Source organism: Rhizobium sp. YIM 134829 (genome assembly GCF_046546455.1).
In genome coordinates this window covers 235716-250441 of sequence record NZ_JBKHKI010000002.1, presented here as the reverse complement: position 1 = coordinate 250441, position 14726 = coordinate 235716, and the positions used below count along the sequence as shown (strand labels likewise).

The 14726-nt window shown below is 65.2% G+C and carries 16 protein-coding genes and 1 tRNA gene; 6 read left to right on the top strand and 11 right to left on the bottom strand.

Annotation, left to right across the window (positions count from 1 at the left end; translation table 11 throughout):
• Positions 1-247: 247 nt before the first annotated feature.
• Both ACLE20_RS06090 and ACLE20_RS06085 read right to left on the bottom strand, forming a co-directional pair.
• Positions 248-622 carry a DUF423 domain-containing protein gene (locus ACLE20_RS06090; RefSeq protein ID WP_410939368.1) on the bottom strand — a complete coding sequence of 125 codons (375 nt, stop codon included), beginning with the start codon at positions 620-622 and terminating at the stop codon, positions 248-250.
• A 4-nt stretch (positions 623-626) separates the two neighbouring features.
• A complete protein-coding gene (locus tag ACLE20_RS06085; protein ID WP_410939367.1) occupies positions 627-1022 on the bottom strand; it encodes a globin in 396 nt (131 codons plus the stop codon).
• A gap of 143 nt (positions 1023-1165) precedes the next feature.
• Between ACLE20_RS06085 and ACLE20_RS06080 the strand changes: the two genes are divergently transcribed.
• Positions 1166-1732, top strand: a complete 567-nt coding sequence (locus ACLE20_RS06080; protein WP_410939366.1) for a TetR/AcrR family transcriptional regulator — start codon at positions 1166-1168, stop codon at positions 1730-1732.
• A gap of 34 nt (positions 1733-1766) precedes the next feature.
• Positions 1767-2108, top strand: coding sequence for a DMT family transporter (locus ACLE20_RS06075; RefSeq protein ID WP_410939365.1), 342 nt, complete (start codon positions 1767-1769; stop codon positions 2106-2108).
• A gap of 14 nt (positions 2109-2122) precedes the next feature.
• On the opposite strand, the gene ACLE20_RS06070 is transcribed toward ACLE20_RS06075, so the two are convergent.
• On the bottom strand, positions 2123-3475 hold the full coding sequence (locus ACLE20_RS06070) for a T6SS phospholipase effector Tle1-like catalytic domain-containing protein (RefSeq protein WP_410939364.1): 1353 nt from the start codon (positions 3473-3475) through the stop codon (positions 2123-2125).
• 378 nt (positions 3476-3853) lie between these two features.
• On the opposite strand from ACLE20_RS06070, the gene ACLE20_RS06065 reads away from it, so the two are divergent.
• Both ACLE20_RS06065 and ACLE20_RS06060 read left to right on the top strand, forming a co-directional pair.
• Positions 3854-4639 (top strand): ThuA domain-containing protein, encoded by a 786-nt coding sequence (locus ACLE20_RS06065; protein ID WP_410939363.1) that lies wholly within the window; start codon positions 3854-3856, stop codon positions 4637-4639.
• An 8-nt stretch (positions 4640-4647) separates the two neighbouring features.
• On the top strand, positions 4648-5691 hold the full coding sequence (locus tag ACLE20_RS06060; RefSeq protein WP_410939514.1) for a Gfo/Idh/MocA family protein: 1044 nt from the start codon (positions 4648-4650) through the stop codon (positions 5689-5691).
• Between the two features lie 42 nt (positions 5692-5733).
• Here the strand turns inward: ACLE20_RS06060 and ACLE20_RS06055 are convergent, their stop codons facing one another.
• Together ACLE20_RS06055 and ACLE20_RS06050 are read right to left on the bottom strand one after the other, a co-directional pair.
• On the bottom strand, positions 5734-7353 hold the full coding sequence (locus ACLE20_RS06055) for a cryptochrome/photolyase family protein (protein WP_410939362.1): 1620 nt from the start codon (positions 7351-7353) through the stop codon (positions 5734-5736).
• Positions 7347-8045, bottom strand: a complete 699-nt coding sequence (locus tag ACLE20_RS06050; RefSeq protein ID WP_410939361.1) for an SDR family NAD(P)-dependent oxidoreductase — start codon at positions 8043-8045, stop codon at positions 7347-7349. The genes ACLE20_RS06055 and ACLE20_RS06050 overlap by 7 nt, the downstream gene beginning before the upstream one ends.
• 254 nt (positions 8046-8299) lie before the next feature.
• Between ACLE20_RS06050 and ACLE20_RS06045 the strand changes: the two genes are divergently transcribed.
• Together ACLE20_RS06045 and ACLE20_RS06040 are read left to right on the top strand one after the other, a co-directional pair.
• Positions 8300-8376: transfer RNA gene (locus ACLE20_RS06045), tRNA-Arg, on the top strand.
• 84 nt (positions 8377-8460) lie between these two features.
• Positions 8461-8625 (top strand): hypothetical protein, encoded by a 165-nt coding sequence (locus tag ACLE20_RS06040; protein WP_410939528.1) that lies wholly within the window; start codon positions 8461-8463, stop codon positions 8623-8625.
• 94 nt (positions 8626-8719) lie between these two features.
• Here ACLE20_RS06040 and ACLE20_RS06035 read toward each other — a convergent pair whose 3' ends face one another.
• From ACLE20_RS06035 to ACLE20_RS06010, 6 genes are all read right to left on the bottom strand, one after another.
• Positions 8720-9175 (bottom strand): plastocyanin/azurin family copper-binding protein, encoded by a 456-nt coding sequence (locus ACLE20_RS06035; protein WP_410939360.1) that lies wholly within the window; start codon positions 9173-9175, stop codon positions 8720-8722.
• A 271-nt stretch (positions 9176-9446) separates the two neighbouring features.
• Positions 9447-10229 carry an ABC transporter ATP-binding protein gene (locus ACLE20_RS06030; RefSeq protein ID WP_410939359.1) on the bottom strand — a complete coding sequence of 261 codons (783 nt, stop codon included), beginning with the start codon at positions 10227-10229 and terminating at the stop codon, positions 9447-9449.
• Positions 10226-11059, bottom strand: a complete 834-nt coding sequence (locus ACLE20_RS06025) for an ABC transporter ATP-binding protein (protein ID WP_410939358.1) — start codon at positions 11057-11059, stop codon at positions 10226-10228. The genes ACLE20_RS06030 and ACLE20_RS06025 overlap by 4 nt, the downstream gene beginning before the upstream one ends.
• Positions 11056-11988 (bottom strand): ABC transporter permease, encoded by a 933-nt coding sequence (locus tag ACLE20_RS06020; protein WP_410939357.1) that lies wholly within the window; start codon positions 11986-11988, stop codon positions 11056-11058. Before ACLE20_RS06020 ends, ACLE20_RS06025 begins: the two co-directional genes overlap by 4 nt.
• Complete coding sequence (locus ACLE20_RS06015) at positions 11985-13034, bottom strand: ABC transporter permease (protein ID WP_410939513.1); 1050 nt, start codon at positions 13032-13034, stop codon at positions 11985-11987. The genes ACLE20_RS06020 and ACLE20_RS06015 overlap by 4 nt, the downstream gene beginning before the upstream one ends.
• Before the next feature lie 37 nt (positions 13035-13071).
• Positions 13072-14715: an ABC transporter substrate-binding protein gene (locus ACLE20_RS06010; RefSeq protein WP_410939356.1), complete on the bottom strand. Its 1644-nt coding sequence runs from the start codon at positions 14713-14715 to the stop codon at positions 13072-13074.
• Between the last annotated feature and the right edge of the window lie 11 nt (positions 14716-14726).

Here is a 14726-nt window from a genome sequence, read left to right as displayed (position 1 = left end):
CTCTCCCGATGTCCTTCCGTCAGACGCCATCGCTGCTCGGCTTGGTCGGTGCCGGTGAAGAGGCCGAGCTCCTTGCGCGCGCTGCCCTGCCGCCCGTGCTTGGCGGCACAGTTCTGCCGTTCAGCCCGCGCCGGGGACGGCTGAGCCGGCCTTGCGCGGCCGAGCTTCTGTCGTTTCCCATCCGGCGGAAGAGGGAGGATGTTGCCGCGCTTCTGGTCCCGCCGGATCGCAGTATCGGCTGATCCGCTCAGTCCCGCGCGTCAAGCAGCGCCAGAACGCCGCCTAAGGCCGTAATCAGCCAGCCGGCCATCATCAGCACGCCGCCGGTCGGTGCCGACATCGGGAACAAGCCGTGGCCGGAAAAATGGCGGAGGACGAGATCGCCGGCAAAGACGGAGGTTCCCAACGCCAGAGCGGTCCCGGCAAGCCATGCCAATCGCAGCCTGTCACAGGCGAGCGCCAGGCCGATCAGCGCCGGGGCATGGGCAAGGCACATGGCGGAAGCGCCACCGAGCAGCCGAGCGTCCGTTCCGTGCGCCGCGGCCGCGGCCAGCGCCACGCCGGCAAGGCCGAAGAGCCCGCTTACGAGGATGAAGAGGGCGGGCAGGCGGGTAAGGGGCATGCGTTCAGCCTTCGGCATTGTGCATATGATGGGCGAGCTTCAGGATCGGCTCGCGGATGAGCTCGCGCAGGCGGGGATGGGGCACGGCTTCCTCCAGCGCCCGGTCGAAGCAGAAGATCCAGCCCTCGATTTCCTCTTGGCCGATGCGCGCGGCAAAGTGGCGTCGGCGCAGCATGGGGTGACCATGCTTGCTGGTATAAAGCGGCGGGCCACCGAGCCAGCCGGTGAAATAGTCATAAAGCTTGGCCTCGCTGCCGGCGAGATCCGGGGGATGCACGGCGCGGCAGGCGGCTGCCTCGGGCGCGGTGTCCATGATGACATAGAACCGCTGCACCAGACGGCGGACCGTCGCCTCGCCGCCGATCGCATCATAGAGGGTTGTCGTCTGGAGCACTTCCATGGCCCGTCTGCCCGTCTGTTGTCCTCATGGTTCAGCCATAGCGCCATTGTCCGCCGGCCGCCACGGCAAAGCAGACAGCCGCCTCGCCTGCGACACTGCGCCCCCACTTTACAAACCGTCTGGACGGTTTTATGTGAGTGCCTATGAGCGAGCGTGTCAGACGAACCAAGGATCCGGACGGCGTGCGCCGGCATGTGCTGGCGGCGGCGGCCGATCTCGTGCAGGAGCAGGGCATTGCGCCGCTGACGCTGGAGGCGGTCGCCAGGCGTGCCGGGGTCAGCAAGGGCGGGCTGCTGCATCATTTCCCGGCCAAAGCGGCCCTGGTCGAAAGCCTGCTGGACGATCTGCTGACCCGGCTCGATGCCGTAATCGACGCCGCGATGGCAGAGGATTCGGAGCCGCAGGGGCGCTTCAGTCGCGCCTATCTAGCCGCCATCGCCATGCTGGATGCGCAGGGGCCGGAGGTGCCGAGCGGCTGGTCGTCGGTCTGTGCGGCGCTGGTCGCCGATCCGTCCTTGAGGGCGCGCTGGCAGGCCTGGGTCGAGGCGCGGCAGGCCGCTCATGCCGAAACGGATTCCTCGGCCAACTGCCGGCTGGTGCGGCTGGCGGCCGATGGCCTCTGGCTGGCCGACGTTTCCGGAGGCCCGCATTTCACCCTCAAGGATCGCCACGCCCTTCTCGTCCGGTTGCAGGCGCTCACCCGGTCCTGATCCGCTTTTCCACCCTCCCGCGAGGATCGCTTCAATGTCTCTGCCCGCTCTCTACGGTCTTCTGGTGGTTGCCATTCTCTTCGAGGTTCTCGGGACCTCGGCCATGCAGGCCGCCCAGCATTTCTCGCGCCTCGGCCCGACCCTGCTGATGGTCTTCTGCTATGCGGTGGCCTTCTATTGCCTTTCCTACACGCTGAAGGTCATTCCGGTCGGCATCGCCTATGCGATCTGGAGCGGACTCGGTATCGTGCTGATCTCCGCCGTCGGCGTCTTCGTCTTCGGCCAGTCGCTCGACCGCCCGGCCATGCTCGGTCTCGCCCTGATCATCGCGGGCGTGCTGGTGCTCAACCTCTTCTCGAAGTCGACTTTTCATTGAACGAGGTCAGATCGTCAGCGCTGGAGGCGCGCTGTCGCCGTGGCGATAAGGTCGAGGACGACCGAGCATTGCTCCGGCTCGTGCGTTGAGAGCGGCGCGCCGTCCCAGCCGACCACCAGGATCTCGTGGAAAGCCGCATCCGGTTTCGCCGCCCCATAGGTGGCGGCGATGATCGGCAGGACCGCGATCAGGTTGAGCGGCTGGTAGAGCGCGGCGCGCTCCTCCACCTCCACCATCTCCCCCAGCCGGATGAGCGCCGAAATATGCACCATCTCGCCGATGGGCCATTCCTGCCGGTCGCGCGACACCGCCACCTGGCGGCCCTTGAGGCCCTCGACCGGATAGTTCGAGATCGAGCGGAAGGCCTCCGGATAAAGGAGGCGATATTTGCCGGTGCGCGGCTCGTGGTGGCGAGCCAGCGCCCAGCGCGCGTCGAGGGGCGGCATCAGGTCCGGGTCGCAGGGAAAGTTCGGGCAAAGGGCGGCGAGGCGCTTGACCATCCAGTCGAGCGCGATGTCGTCGAGCGCGTGGGGAAACCGCGTCGACCGCTCCTCCTCGGGAATGTAGCCGCCGCCAATATCGGCATGGGCGCCGCTGAACCAGACCTGCTCGGTCGTCGTCTGATAGGTCTTGAACTTGGGCTTGCGCCACGGCGTGTTGCGGAACGGCTGGCGGTGCTCGTCGATCGCCATGGCATGCAGATTGACCCGGGTAATCGACGACATCTCGACATTGTGGAAGGCATAGGTCTGGCGGTTCAGCCGGTTGAAGACTTCCAGCGGCACGCCGAGCGCGCCCACCGTGTCGAACACGCCGATGCAGTCGACGGCGAAGCGCGACCGATCATGGGTGAAGGGGCTGAGCGCGGCCAGGGTCCCGGGCAGCCTGTCCTGCGGGGCGGTGCGGTAATAGGCCCAGGCGCGAGGCTCCAGATCCTCCGTGCAATATTCCGCCTTCAGCAGGCCCGCCGCACCGAGATAACCGACCAGTGACCGCGCGGTGAAGGCGCCGCGGGAAAAGCCGAAGATGAAGATGCTGTCGCCTTCGGCATAGTTCGCGGCGAGGAACTTGTAGGCACGGCGCACTTTCTCCGGCAGGCCGCGGCCGAGAAGGCCGCCGCGCAGCCTGTCGAAGGCATCGGTGCCGACGCCGCTTTCGTAGAAGACGATGTTTTCCCGCCCGTCGCTGACGAAGCCATGCACCATCTTCGCCTCGATGCCCTCCGGCATGGCCTGCGGCCTGCTCTGGGCCTTCTCGATCGAGCGGGCGATCCATTGCTGGAGGCGGACGATATTGGTGTCGTGGACGCCCTCGTCGCGGTCGTTCCAGGTACCGTCGAGAAGCACGATGAGACGCTTGCCGGCCATGCTGTCCTGTCCTTCTCGAAGAGGGTGGATGCGGAATGACGAAAGGGCCTGCGGGGATGCTGCACATGAGAGTATAGATTTTATTGAGTCTTGCCAGATGCTTCGACGGGTCGGATGATGTTTCTAGAGTCGATTGCGAAAGACATGGACGATAATTTCAGAGACCCGCACAAAACGATGCTTTTTCTGCATGACGCCTGAGACGCGCCATCGCGGCGCCTGCGGCAGCCCTTGGAGCCCTCTTGCCAGCCTCAAGGCTTCATTCTATCGACGGCGGCTGCAAGCGCTTTAAGCCGGTGCTTTGCAAACAGCCTTTCATGAAAATGCCGCCCTTTCGGGCTTACCTTCCTCATTCCTTTCATGTCGACGGAGCACATCATGTCCATTCAGGCGGTCGTCTGGGGCGAGAACATTCACGAGCAGACCAACGCGGTCGTTCGGGAGATCTATCCGAATGGCATGCACACGACGATCGCAGCGGCCTTGAATGCCGATCCGCGCATCGAAGCGACGACCGCGACGCTGCAGGAGCCGGAGCACGGCCTCTCCGTCGAGCGGCTGGCCAAGACCGACGTGCTGCTTTGGTGGGGCCACAAGGACCACGGCGCCGTCGATGACGAGATCGTCGAGCGCGTCGCCAAGCGCGTCTGGGAGGGGATGGGCCTGATCGTCCTCCACTCCGGCCATTTCGCCAAGCCCTTCAAGCGGCTGATGGGCACGCCCTGCGCGCTCAAATGGCGCGAGGCCGGCGAGCGCGAGCGCGTCTGGGTCATCAATCCGCGTCACCCGATTGCCGAGGGCCTGAGCGAGAATTTCGTGCTCGAGAACGAGGAAATGTATGGCGAGCAGTTCTCCGTGCCGGAGCCGCTCGAGACCGTGTTCATCTCCTGGTTTGCCGGCGGCGAGGTGTTCCGCTCCGGCCTGACCTGGCGGCGCGGCGCCGGCAACATCTTCTATTTCCGCCCCGGCCACGAGACCTACCCGACCTATCACGACGCCAATGTTCACCGCGTGCTTCAGAATGCGGTACGCTGGGCCTACAATCCGCAGGGCACCTATGCGGCGATCCACGATGCGCCGAACGTGCCGGTGGAGAGCGCGCTGGAGCCGATCGTCGAGCGCGGCCCGAAGCTGCATCAGGCCGGCGAAGAAGGCTACAAGTGATGCAGCCCATCCGGATCCTCATTCTTGGCACCGGCGGCATGGCCAATACCCATGCCATGAACTTCGCGACCATCTCCGACGCCAAGCTGGTGGCGGCGGTGGATGTCGATCTGGCGCGGGTGCGCGCCTTCGCGCTCCGCCATGACATCGCCGAAACCTTCACCTCGCTCGAGGAGGCGATTGCCTGGGGCGAGTTCGATGCCGTGGCCAATGTCACGCCCGACCGCATCCATTATCCGACGACCATGGCGCTGCTTGCCGCCGGCAAGCACGTGCTCTGCGAAAAGCCGCTGGCCGAAAGCTTCGCCAAGGCAAACGAGATGGCGACGGCTGCCGAACAGTCCGGCCTCGTCACCATGGTGAACCTGACCTATCGCAATGTCGCCGCCGTGCAGAAGGCCCGACAGATGGTGATCGGTGGCGAGATCGGCACGGTGCGCCATATCGAGGCCTCCTACCTGCAGAGCTGGCTGGTTTCCAAGGCCTGGGGCGACTGGGCGACCGAATCGCAATGGCTCTGGCGGCTGTCCACCAAGCATGGCTCGAACGGCGTGCTCGGTGACGTCGGCATTCATATTCTCGACTTTGCCGGCTATGGCGCGGCGACCGAGATCGGCCATGTCTTCGCGCGGCTGAAGACCTTCGAGAAGGTCCCGGGCAACCGCATCGGCGAATATGATCTCGACGCCAATGACAGTTTCACCATGTCGGCCGAGTTTACCAATGGCGCGATGGGCGTCATCCATGCCAGCCGTTGGGCCGTCGGCCACCTGAACGAGCTGCGCCTGCGCATGCATGGCGACAAGGGGGCGATCGAAGTGATCCACATGCCGGACCAGTCGATCCTGAGCGTCTGCGTTGGCGAGGATGTGGAGAAGGGCGTCTGGCGCCAGGTGGACCCGGGCACGGTCTTCACCAATTACCAGCGCTTCATCGACGCCATCAAGATCGGCAAGACCGCCGAGCCCGGCTTCAGCCACGCGGCCGACCTGCAGAAGGTGTTGGACCTCGCGATCGAGACCGAGCGCGAACGGCGCGAAATGGCCGTCTGACGATCGAGGCCCCGCATCGGGAACGGCGCGGGGCAGCCGGCCTCAATAGGTCTTCGGCAGGGCGTCCACCTCCGCCAGAAAGGCCTTGGCGCTGTCTCTATAGCTTTTTCTCTGGCCGTCGCTCATCTTGTTCCAGGTCGAATAGACGGGCCCGAGCCGGCGGTTGTCCTTGAGCAGCGCCTCGTGGCGGGCGAGGAAATCCCAGTAGAGCGCGTTGAAGGGGCAGGCGTCAGGGCCGGTCTTCTTCTTCACGTCATAGGAACAGCCGCCGCAATAATCCGACATGCGGTTGATGTAGTTGCCTCCCGCCGCATAGGGTTTCGAGCCGAGGAAACCACCATCGGCGAACTGGCTCATGCCGATCACATTCGGCAACTCCACCCATTCATAGGCATCGGCATAGACCTCCAGATACCATTGGTGGATCTCCTGCGGCTTGATGCCGGCGAGCAGGGCGAAATTGCCGGTGACCATCAGCCGCTGGATGTGATGGGCATAGGCATGGTCACGCGTTTCCAAGATCACCTGGCGCATGCAGGCCATGCGCGTCTCGCCGGTCCAGTAGAAATCAGGCAGGGGCCGCTCGGCGCCGAGCGCATTGCCCTCGCGATAGTCCGGCATCTTCAGCCAATAGACGCCACGCACATATTCGCGCCAGCCGATGATCTGGCGGATGAAGCCCTCCACCGCGTTGAGCGGCGCATGGCCCTTGCGATAGGCCGCCTCCACCCGCCGGCAGATCGCCAGTGGATCGAGAAGCCCGGCATTGATGTAGAAGGAGAGGAGCGAGTGGCTGAGCGCCCGATCCGACGTCAGCATCGCATCCTGCTGATCGCCGAAGAGCGGCAGGTGATCCTCGATGAAGCGATCGACCAGGCTTTCAGCGTCCTTGCGCGTCACCGCGAAATCGAAGCCGTCCAGCGTTCCGAAATGGAGGGAGAAGCGGGCTTGAACCAGCGCCAGGACGTCCTTGGTGATCGCATCCGGCGCAAAGCCCTTGCGCTTCGGCGTCAACAAATCGGGCTTGGCCGGCTTGCGGTTTTCCGCATCGAAATTCCAGCGCCCGCCGGCCGGCTCCTCGCCCTCCATGAGCAGCCCGGTCTTGCGGCGCATGTCGCGATAGAAGAACTCCATGCGCAGCTGCTTGCGGCTTTCCGCCCAAGTCCTGAACTCGGCACGCGAGCAGAGAAAGCGATCGTCGTCGCGGATCTCGACGGGCAGGTTCAGCGCCCGCTGCCAGCCCTGCATCGCCTCGAGCACCCGCCATTCGCCGGGCTCGGTGACGATGATGCGATCCGGCGAGAACCGTCGCACCGCGCGCTGGACCTCGCCGGTGAACGAGCCGGCATTTTCGGGATCGTCGAGGCGAACATAATCGACCGTCACGCCGGTCGCGCGGAGCTCTTCGGCAAAGTGGCGCATGGCGGAGAAGAGGAAAGCGATCTTCTTCGGGTGATGACGGACATAGGTCGCCTCCTCCATCACCTCGCAGAGGAGAACCGTGTCGCCCTTGCCGACGTCCCGCAGGCTGCTGATCTCGGGCGAGAGCTGGTCGCCGAGGATCAGGATCAGCCGCCCGGCCCGCGTTTCGCCCGGCGTCTCGCGATCCGGCCCGCGTTTGTCGGCCGGGGTGTCATGCGCCTTGCCTGCCCTCGTCACCATGGCAAAACGCTGTCATCATAGGCGCGGAAGCTGCCGCTTTCAGCCGGCGTCAGTCGATCGATAACCGCCAGCATGTCCGCGACCGACTGGGCCGGCGTCTTCTTCTCGGTCGACTTGCCGAAGCCCTGCGTCAAAGGCGTGACCACCGAGCCCGGATGCAGCGCGACGACCACGGCCTGGCGATGCGTCCGGCTGATCTCAACGGAGGCCGTGCGCAAGATCTGGTTCAGCGCCGCCTTGGAGGAGCGATAGGAGATCCAGCCGCCGAGCTTGTTGTCGCCGATCGAGCCGACCTTGGCCGAGAGCGCCGCAAAGACCGCCCGCCGATCCGTCGGCATCAGCGGCACGATATGTTTGAGGAGGAGGGCAGGACCGATGGCATTGACCGTGAATTGCCGCGCCATGGCGGCCGGGTCGATCGCCTTGATGGTCTTTTCCGGCCCGTGCCCTTCGATGGTCAGCGCCCCGGTTGCCGCAATGACCAGCTCGACCTGACCGAGCTCGGCGGCGACGCGTTGGGCCGCGGCCGTAACGGATGTTTCGTCGGTGATCTCCAGCCCGTCATCGCGACGCGACAGGCCGAGAACGGCCTCGCAGTTCGCATCAGCTCGCAGCGCCTCCACGAAGGCCGCGCCAATGCCCCCGCTCGCCCCGAGCACCAAAGCCTTGTAAGATCCGCCGAACCCGTCCATCCGAACCTCCCGCCTTGGGCGAGCGGCCGGACCCCTCCGGTCCTTCATTCACCCGCGCCCTTGTCCGATCTCCTACGCTGCGGCGCTGTCGTCGGATCGCGACGAAGGCAGACGACGTTGAGGCGACGCTCACCCGCCTCCACGGAAACCCGCCATCAATTCTCCCGCTTTCTCACCCCGCACCGCTCTTCCCCATTGAAGCGAAGCGGAAGCTGAGCTATGAACCCCCATCCTCCCGGCAACAAGCCGGCGCTGCACCCGTAGCTCAGCTGGATAGAGTGTTGGATTCCGATTCCAAAGGTCACAGGTTCGAATCCTGTCGGGTGCGCCATTTCATCGAAATTGAAGCGGATCGAACCGTCCGCGCGCTGCCGACACTGCGCTGCTGCGTCACTATGGCGGATGGCACGTCTGGATGGGGTGGGGTAGCGCTGCGCGTCATCACGACAGTCACAGCCTGAAAGCGCCCGCTATGTGGGATCTCTTCCCGATCATTTTCCTCCCGTTCAAGCTCATCGTGCTCGGCACGGGCATGTTCTTCGCCATCAAGTGGCATCACGATCAGGCGAAGAAGAAGTAGCGCCTCGGGCGGGCGGCGCGGGGAGTGTTTGTAAACACTTACGCGGTGGATGGAGAAAGGCCGCGCCGCCCTGGGGCGACGCGGCCGTGTCGGCTTACTTCGTCACCGTCAGCTTGTTCTGCATGCCGGCTTCGTAATGGCCCTTGATGTTGCAGAACACCAGATAGGTGCCGGCCTTCAGGTTCGCCTTCAGCGTGCCGTCCTTGCCGGGCTTCAGGTCTTCGACCTCACCGAGGCTTTTGAGCTCCTTCTCGTTGACGCGGTGCTTGGCCGTGTCGAGCGGGATCGGCTGGTCGGCGGATTTGAGGCGTACGACGATCATCTCGTGCTCCTCGCTCACCGCATCATTGTGGACGTTGAAGACGGCCGGGCCGGCTTTCACGGTGGCGGGCTCGAGCGTCAGCGTCATCGGGCCGCCGCCTTCGCCGCCTTCGACCACCTTGATGGCGGTGGCCGCACCGGCCGCCAGTGCCGGCGTTGCGAGAGCGACGGTCGCGGCGAGCGCGCCGGCGAGAAGGGCGGAGAGGGCAAGGCGCGGGGTGTTGGTCATGCGGACGAACTCCTTGTTCAGCATCGGGGCTGGTGGTGCCGCGCCTCTCCGCGCCGCGCGCGTTCTTTGGTCGCCTCGGCCTTGCGCAAAACGGGCGGCGGGGGCGACGCGTGCGGTGCCGGCGGGATCGGTGCGGCCGGGATGAAATAGGCCGCTTCGCCTGTCCATCAGCCTTCGAGCAGCGCGCTTTCTCCGGTTGCACAGGATAAGGTGCACTGACGCAGGCCTGGCTCGGACCCAGGCCGTCCATCCTCGGGCCGTCGGCTTCTGCTTACAGGGTTTCGCGCACGAAGCCCTTGCTCGCCACCATCAGCCTGCGCGTGTAGTCCTCTTTCAGCCGCCCCTCGACGAGATCGGGCGTCGTCAGATATTCGACGACGCGGCCCTGGCGCATGACGGCCAGCCGGTCGCACATGTGGGTGACGACGCCGAGGTCGTGGCTGACCATGATGAAGGTCAGCCCGCGGTCGCGGCGCAGCGCCTCGAGCAGGTTCAGCACTTCGGCCTGCACCGAGGCGTCGAGCGCCGAGGTCGGCTCGTCGAGAAGCAGGATCGACGGCTCGACGATCAGCGCGCGGGCGATCGCCACGCGCTGCCGCTGGCCGCCGGAGAGCTGGTGCGAGTAGCGGAAGCGGAAGGCGGAGCCGAGCCCGACCTCGTCCAGCGCCCGGCGGATGCGCGTCTCGGCGTCGCCGATGCCGTGGATCGCCAGCGGCTCCTGCAGCAGCCGGTCGATCGTCTGGCGCGGATGCAGCGAGCCGTAGGGATCCTGAAAGACCATTTGAACGGCGCGGTAGAAGCTCTTGTCGCGCCTCTCGCCTTCCAGCGTCCGGCCGTTGACGACGATCCTGCCGTCTGCAACCGGCGCCAGGCCGGCAATGGCGCGCAACAGCGTCGACTTGCCGGACCCGCTTTCGCCGACGAGGCCATAGGATTCGCCGCGGCCAACCGCGATCGTGACATCGTCCAGCGCCCGGAAGCCGTCATAGACGACGCGGATGCCCTCGGCGGAAATGGCGGGTTCGGCCGCAGCGGCCAGTGCAGCTGTGCTCATCGGGCCCATTCCGGCTTGCGGTCGAGGACGGGCAGGGGATGGCGGTCGGCGCCGATCTCCGGCATGCAGGCGAGCAGCCCCTGCGTATAAGGGTGTTTCGCCTGTTTCAGGTCGCGTGCGGCGATCTCCTCGACGATTCGGCCGGCATACATGACGATCACCCGGTCGCAGAAGGAGGAGACCAGCCGGAGATCATGGCTGATGAAGATCAGCCCCATGCCGCGCTCGGCCACAAGCCGGTCGAGAATGGCCAGCACGTCGAGCTGGACGGTGACGTCGAGCGCCGAAGTCGGCTCGTCGGCGATCAAAAGCTCCGGCTCTGCGATCAGCATCATGGCGATCATCACCCGCTGGCCCATGCCGCCGGAGACTTCGTGCGGGTAGAGGTCGTAGACACGGGTCGGCTCCCGGATCTGCACCGCCTCCAGCATGGCAAGCGCGCGGCTGCGCGCTTCGGCCCCGGAGACGCGACGATGCGTGCGCAGCGTCTCGACGATCTGGCGGCCGATCGTCATTACCGGGTTCAGCGAATATTTCGGGTCCTGCAGAATCATGGCGATGCGGTTGCCGCGCAGCGCCCGGCGCTCACGGGCTCCGGCCGTCAGGAGGTCCAAGCCGTCGAAGGTCAGCGTCTTTGCCGAGATCGTTGCCTGTGGCGGGGTGAGGCCCATGATGGCGCGGCCGGTCTGCGATTTGCCTGAGCCGCTTTCGCCGACAATACCCAGCCGCTCGCGCCCGAGCGTGAAGCTGACGCCGCGCACGGCCTCGATCAACCCCGTGCGGGTGGGGAAGGAGACGCGCAGGTCCTCGACGGTCAGAAGCGGCGTCATCGGCCGGCCTCCCGCGGGTCGAGCGCATCGCGCAGGCCGTCGCCGAGCAGGTTGAAGGCGAGGCTGACGAGCAGGATCGCGACGCCCGGCATGGTGGCAACCCACCACTGGTCGAGAATGAAGCGGCGGCCGGAGGCAATCATCGCGCCCCATTCCGGCAGGGGCGGCTGCGCGCCGAGGCCGAGAAAGCCGAGACCCGCGGCGGTCAGGATAATACCCGCCATATCCAGCGTCACACGCACGATCAGCGAGGAGAGGCACATGGGCATGACATGGCGCAGCACGATGCGGAAGGGCGAAGCGCCCATCAGCCGCACGGCCGAGATATAGTCGGCATGGCGCACCGCCAGCGTCTCGGCCCGGGCGATGCGGGCATAGGGCGGCCAGGATGTGATGGCGATGGCGAGAATGGCGTTCTCGATGCCGGGCCCCATGGCGGCGACGAAGGCGAGCGCCAGGACGAGCTTCGGAAAGGCGAGGAAGATGTCGGTGATGCGCATCAGCACCGCATCCACCCATCCGCCCGCATAGCCGGCGACGGCGCCGACCAGGAGCCCGATCGGCGCGGCGATGACCGCCACCAGGATGATGACGAGCAGCGTCAGCCGCGAACCATGAAGGAGGCGGGAGAGGATATCGCGGCCCTGGTCATCCGTGCCGAGCAGATAGCCGGGCGAGCCCGGCGGCAGGAGCCGCGTCGCGGTGAGGTCGCCGGTGATCGGGGAATGAGGCGCCACGACGTCGGCAAAGATCGCCACCAGCACGAGCAGAATCAGGATGGCGAGGCCGATTACCGCCAGCGGATTGGCGGAAAAGCGACGCCAGCCCATGTAGGCGCGGCCGAGCCTTGCCTGCAGGCGGGAATCCGGCCGGTCGCTCAGCAGCCACTCGCGGCGGCTCAAGGGGCGGGCAGGGGAGAGGTCGGTCATCGCGCGCGGGTCCTCGGATCGAGCGTCCGGTAGAGCAGGTCGGACAGGATGTTGATGGCGATGAAGATCGAGCCGATGACGATGGTGCCGCCAAGCACGGCGTTCATGTCGGCATTCTGCAGCGAATTGGTAATGTAGAGGCCGATGCCGGGCCAGGAGAACACGGTCTCCGTCAGCACCGACCCTTCGAGCAGGCTTGCATAGGAGAGCGCGATCACGGTGACGAGCGGCACGGCGGCATTGCGCAACGCATGGCCCCAGATGATGCGTGTCTCCGACAGGCCCTTGGCCCGCGCGGCCACCACATATTCCTGAGCCAGCTCGTTGAGCATGAAGGAGCGGGTCATGCGGCTGATATAGGCAAGCGAGACATAGCCGAGCAGGCTTGCCGGCAGGATGAGATGGCGGAAGACGTCGCGGAAGACGTCCCACTGCCCCTGCCAGGCGGAATCGAGCAGGAAAAGCCCGGTCGTCGGCGTGAAGGAATATTCGTAGACGACATCGATGCGGCCGGGAAAAGCCACCCATTGCAGCTTGGCATAGAAGAGGAGGAGGGCGAGCAGCCCCAGCCAGAAGATCGGCATGGAATAGCCGACAAGACCGACGACGCGCACCGCCTGGTCGATCAGGCTGCCACGCTTGACGGCTGCGAGAACGCCCAGCGGCACGCCGAGCAGGCTGCCGATCAGCGTGCCGACCGTGGCGAGCTCGAAGGTGGCCGGCAGCACGCGGCGGATATCGGTCATCACCGGATTGGTGGTCAGCACCGAATTGCCGAAATTGCCCTGCAGCGCATCGAGGAGATAGCGGTAGAATTGCTGGTAGAGCGGCAGATTGAGGCCCATCTCGATCCGCACGCGCTCGACCACGCTGGCGGACGCCCGGTCGCCGGTGACGGCGAGAACCGGGTCAATGGGGATCACCCGGCCAATGAAGAAGGTGACGGCGAGCAGGCCGAAATAGGTGGTGGCAACGACGATGAGGAAGCGGCCGAACATGGCCGCTCCGCCGCGGGCGCGGGCGCTGCGCGAGCGCCCGGCCACCATCTGCGAGGTTTCGGGAAGGGTCACGCGCTCGCCCCGATCAGTCCTTCGAAACCCCTTCGAGGAAGGTATTGTCGAAGCTCGGGCCGAGCTTGAAGCCCTTGACTGCCTTGTTGAGGCCGGCCACTTCCGTCACCTGATAGACGAGCACGAAGGGACCACGCTCCAGCACCGCCTTCTGCAGGCCCTTGTAGATGTCGGCGCGCTTGGTCGGGTCCTTTTCGAGAAGAGCGGCCTTGGTCTGTTCGGTCAGGTCCGGCACGTCCCAGGCATTGCGCCAGGCGAGCGTCTTGTTCTTGCCCTCGTCGGAATTGTCGTAATTGATGGTGAAGGTCTCGGCATTCGAGTTCGGGTCGAAGTAGTCCTGGCCCCAGATGCCGATATAGATGTCATGAGTGCGGGCGCGGAACTTGGTCAGCGTCTGCTTGCCATCACCCGGAATGATCTCGATCTTGATGCCGGCCTGGGCCGCAGTCTGCTGGATCGACTGGGCAATGCCGGTGGTCGGTTCGTTGTTGCGCACATCCATGGTGACCGAGAAGCCATCCGGCAGGCCAGCCTTGGCCAGCAGCTCCTTTGCCTTGGCGACGTCGAACTTATAGGGGTTCTCGTCAAGTTCGCCGAGCACGCCCTTTGGCAGGAAGGTCTGGTGCACCTCGCCGATGCCCTTGATCAGCGTCGCGCCGATGCCGCTATAATCGACCAGATATTTGAACGCCTCGACCACCTCGGGCTTGGCGAGGTTCGGGTTCTTCTGGTTCAGGCTGAAATAGAAGACCGTGCCCTTGGGGGCCGCATCCTGCGTAATCTGGTCGTTCTTGGCGACGGCGTCGAGATCGCCCGGATCGAGATTGCGGGCGATGTCGATGTCGCCGTTCTCGAGCGCCAGGCGCTGGCCGGAGCTTTCCTTCAGATGGCGATAGATGACGCGGGCGAGCTTCGGCTTCTCGCCGAAATAATTGTCGTTGCGTTCCAGCACGACCACTTCATTGGCGCGCCATTCGCGCAGCTTGAAGGGGCCGGAGCCGGCAAAGTTGGTCTTCAGCCAGCCATTGCCGAAGTCGTTGTCCCACTTGTACTCCGCACTCGGCGTGACGGCGGCGACATGTTCAAGCACCAGCTTCTTGTCGACGATGGAGCCAACGGTGGCGGTCAGGCAGTTGAGCACGAAGCTCGGCGCATAGGCCTTGTCGACCGTCAAGGTGAAGGTGGTCGGATCGACGGCCTTGGCCTTCTCGGTGACGTTGTCGCCGTTCAAGCCGAACTGGGTCAGGATGAAGGCCGGGCTCTTGTCCATCTTGATGACGCGCTCGATCGACCAGGCGACGTCTTCGGCGGTGATCGGGTTGCCGGAGGCGAAGGTCATGCCGGACTTAAGCTTGAAGGTATAGGTGAGCCCGTCGTCGGACACCGTCCAGCTCTCGGCCAGGTCGCCCTTGACCTTGGACGTATCGGCGAGATCGAGGCGGACCAGCAGGTTATAGGTGTTGGCGGTGATCTCGGCGGTGGAGATCTCGAAGGCTTCGCCCGGATCGAGCGAGATGATGTCGTCGATCGCCCAGGCCTGGACCAGCGTATCGGCCGGCGGCGCGGCATAGGCGGCGGGCGCACCGGCCGACAGCATCATCGCCATGGCGACGCCGGCGGCAAGGCGGCGGAATGGGGTCTTGGTGAAACGCATCATGTCGTCTGTTC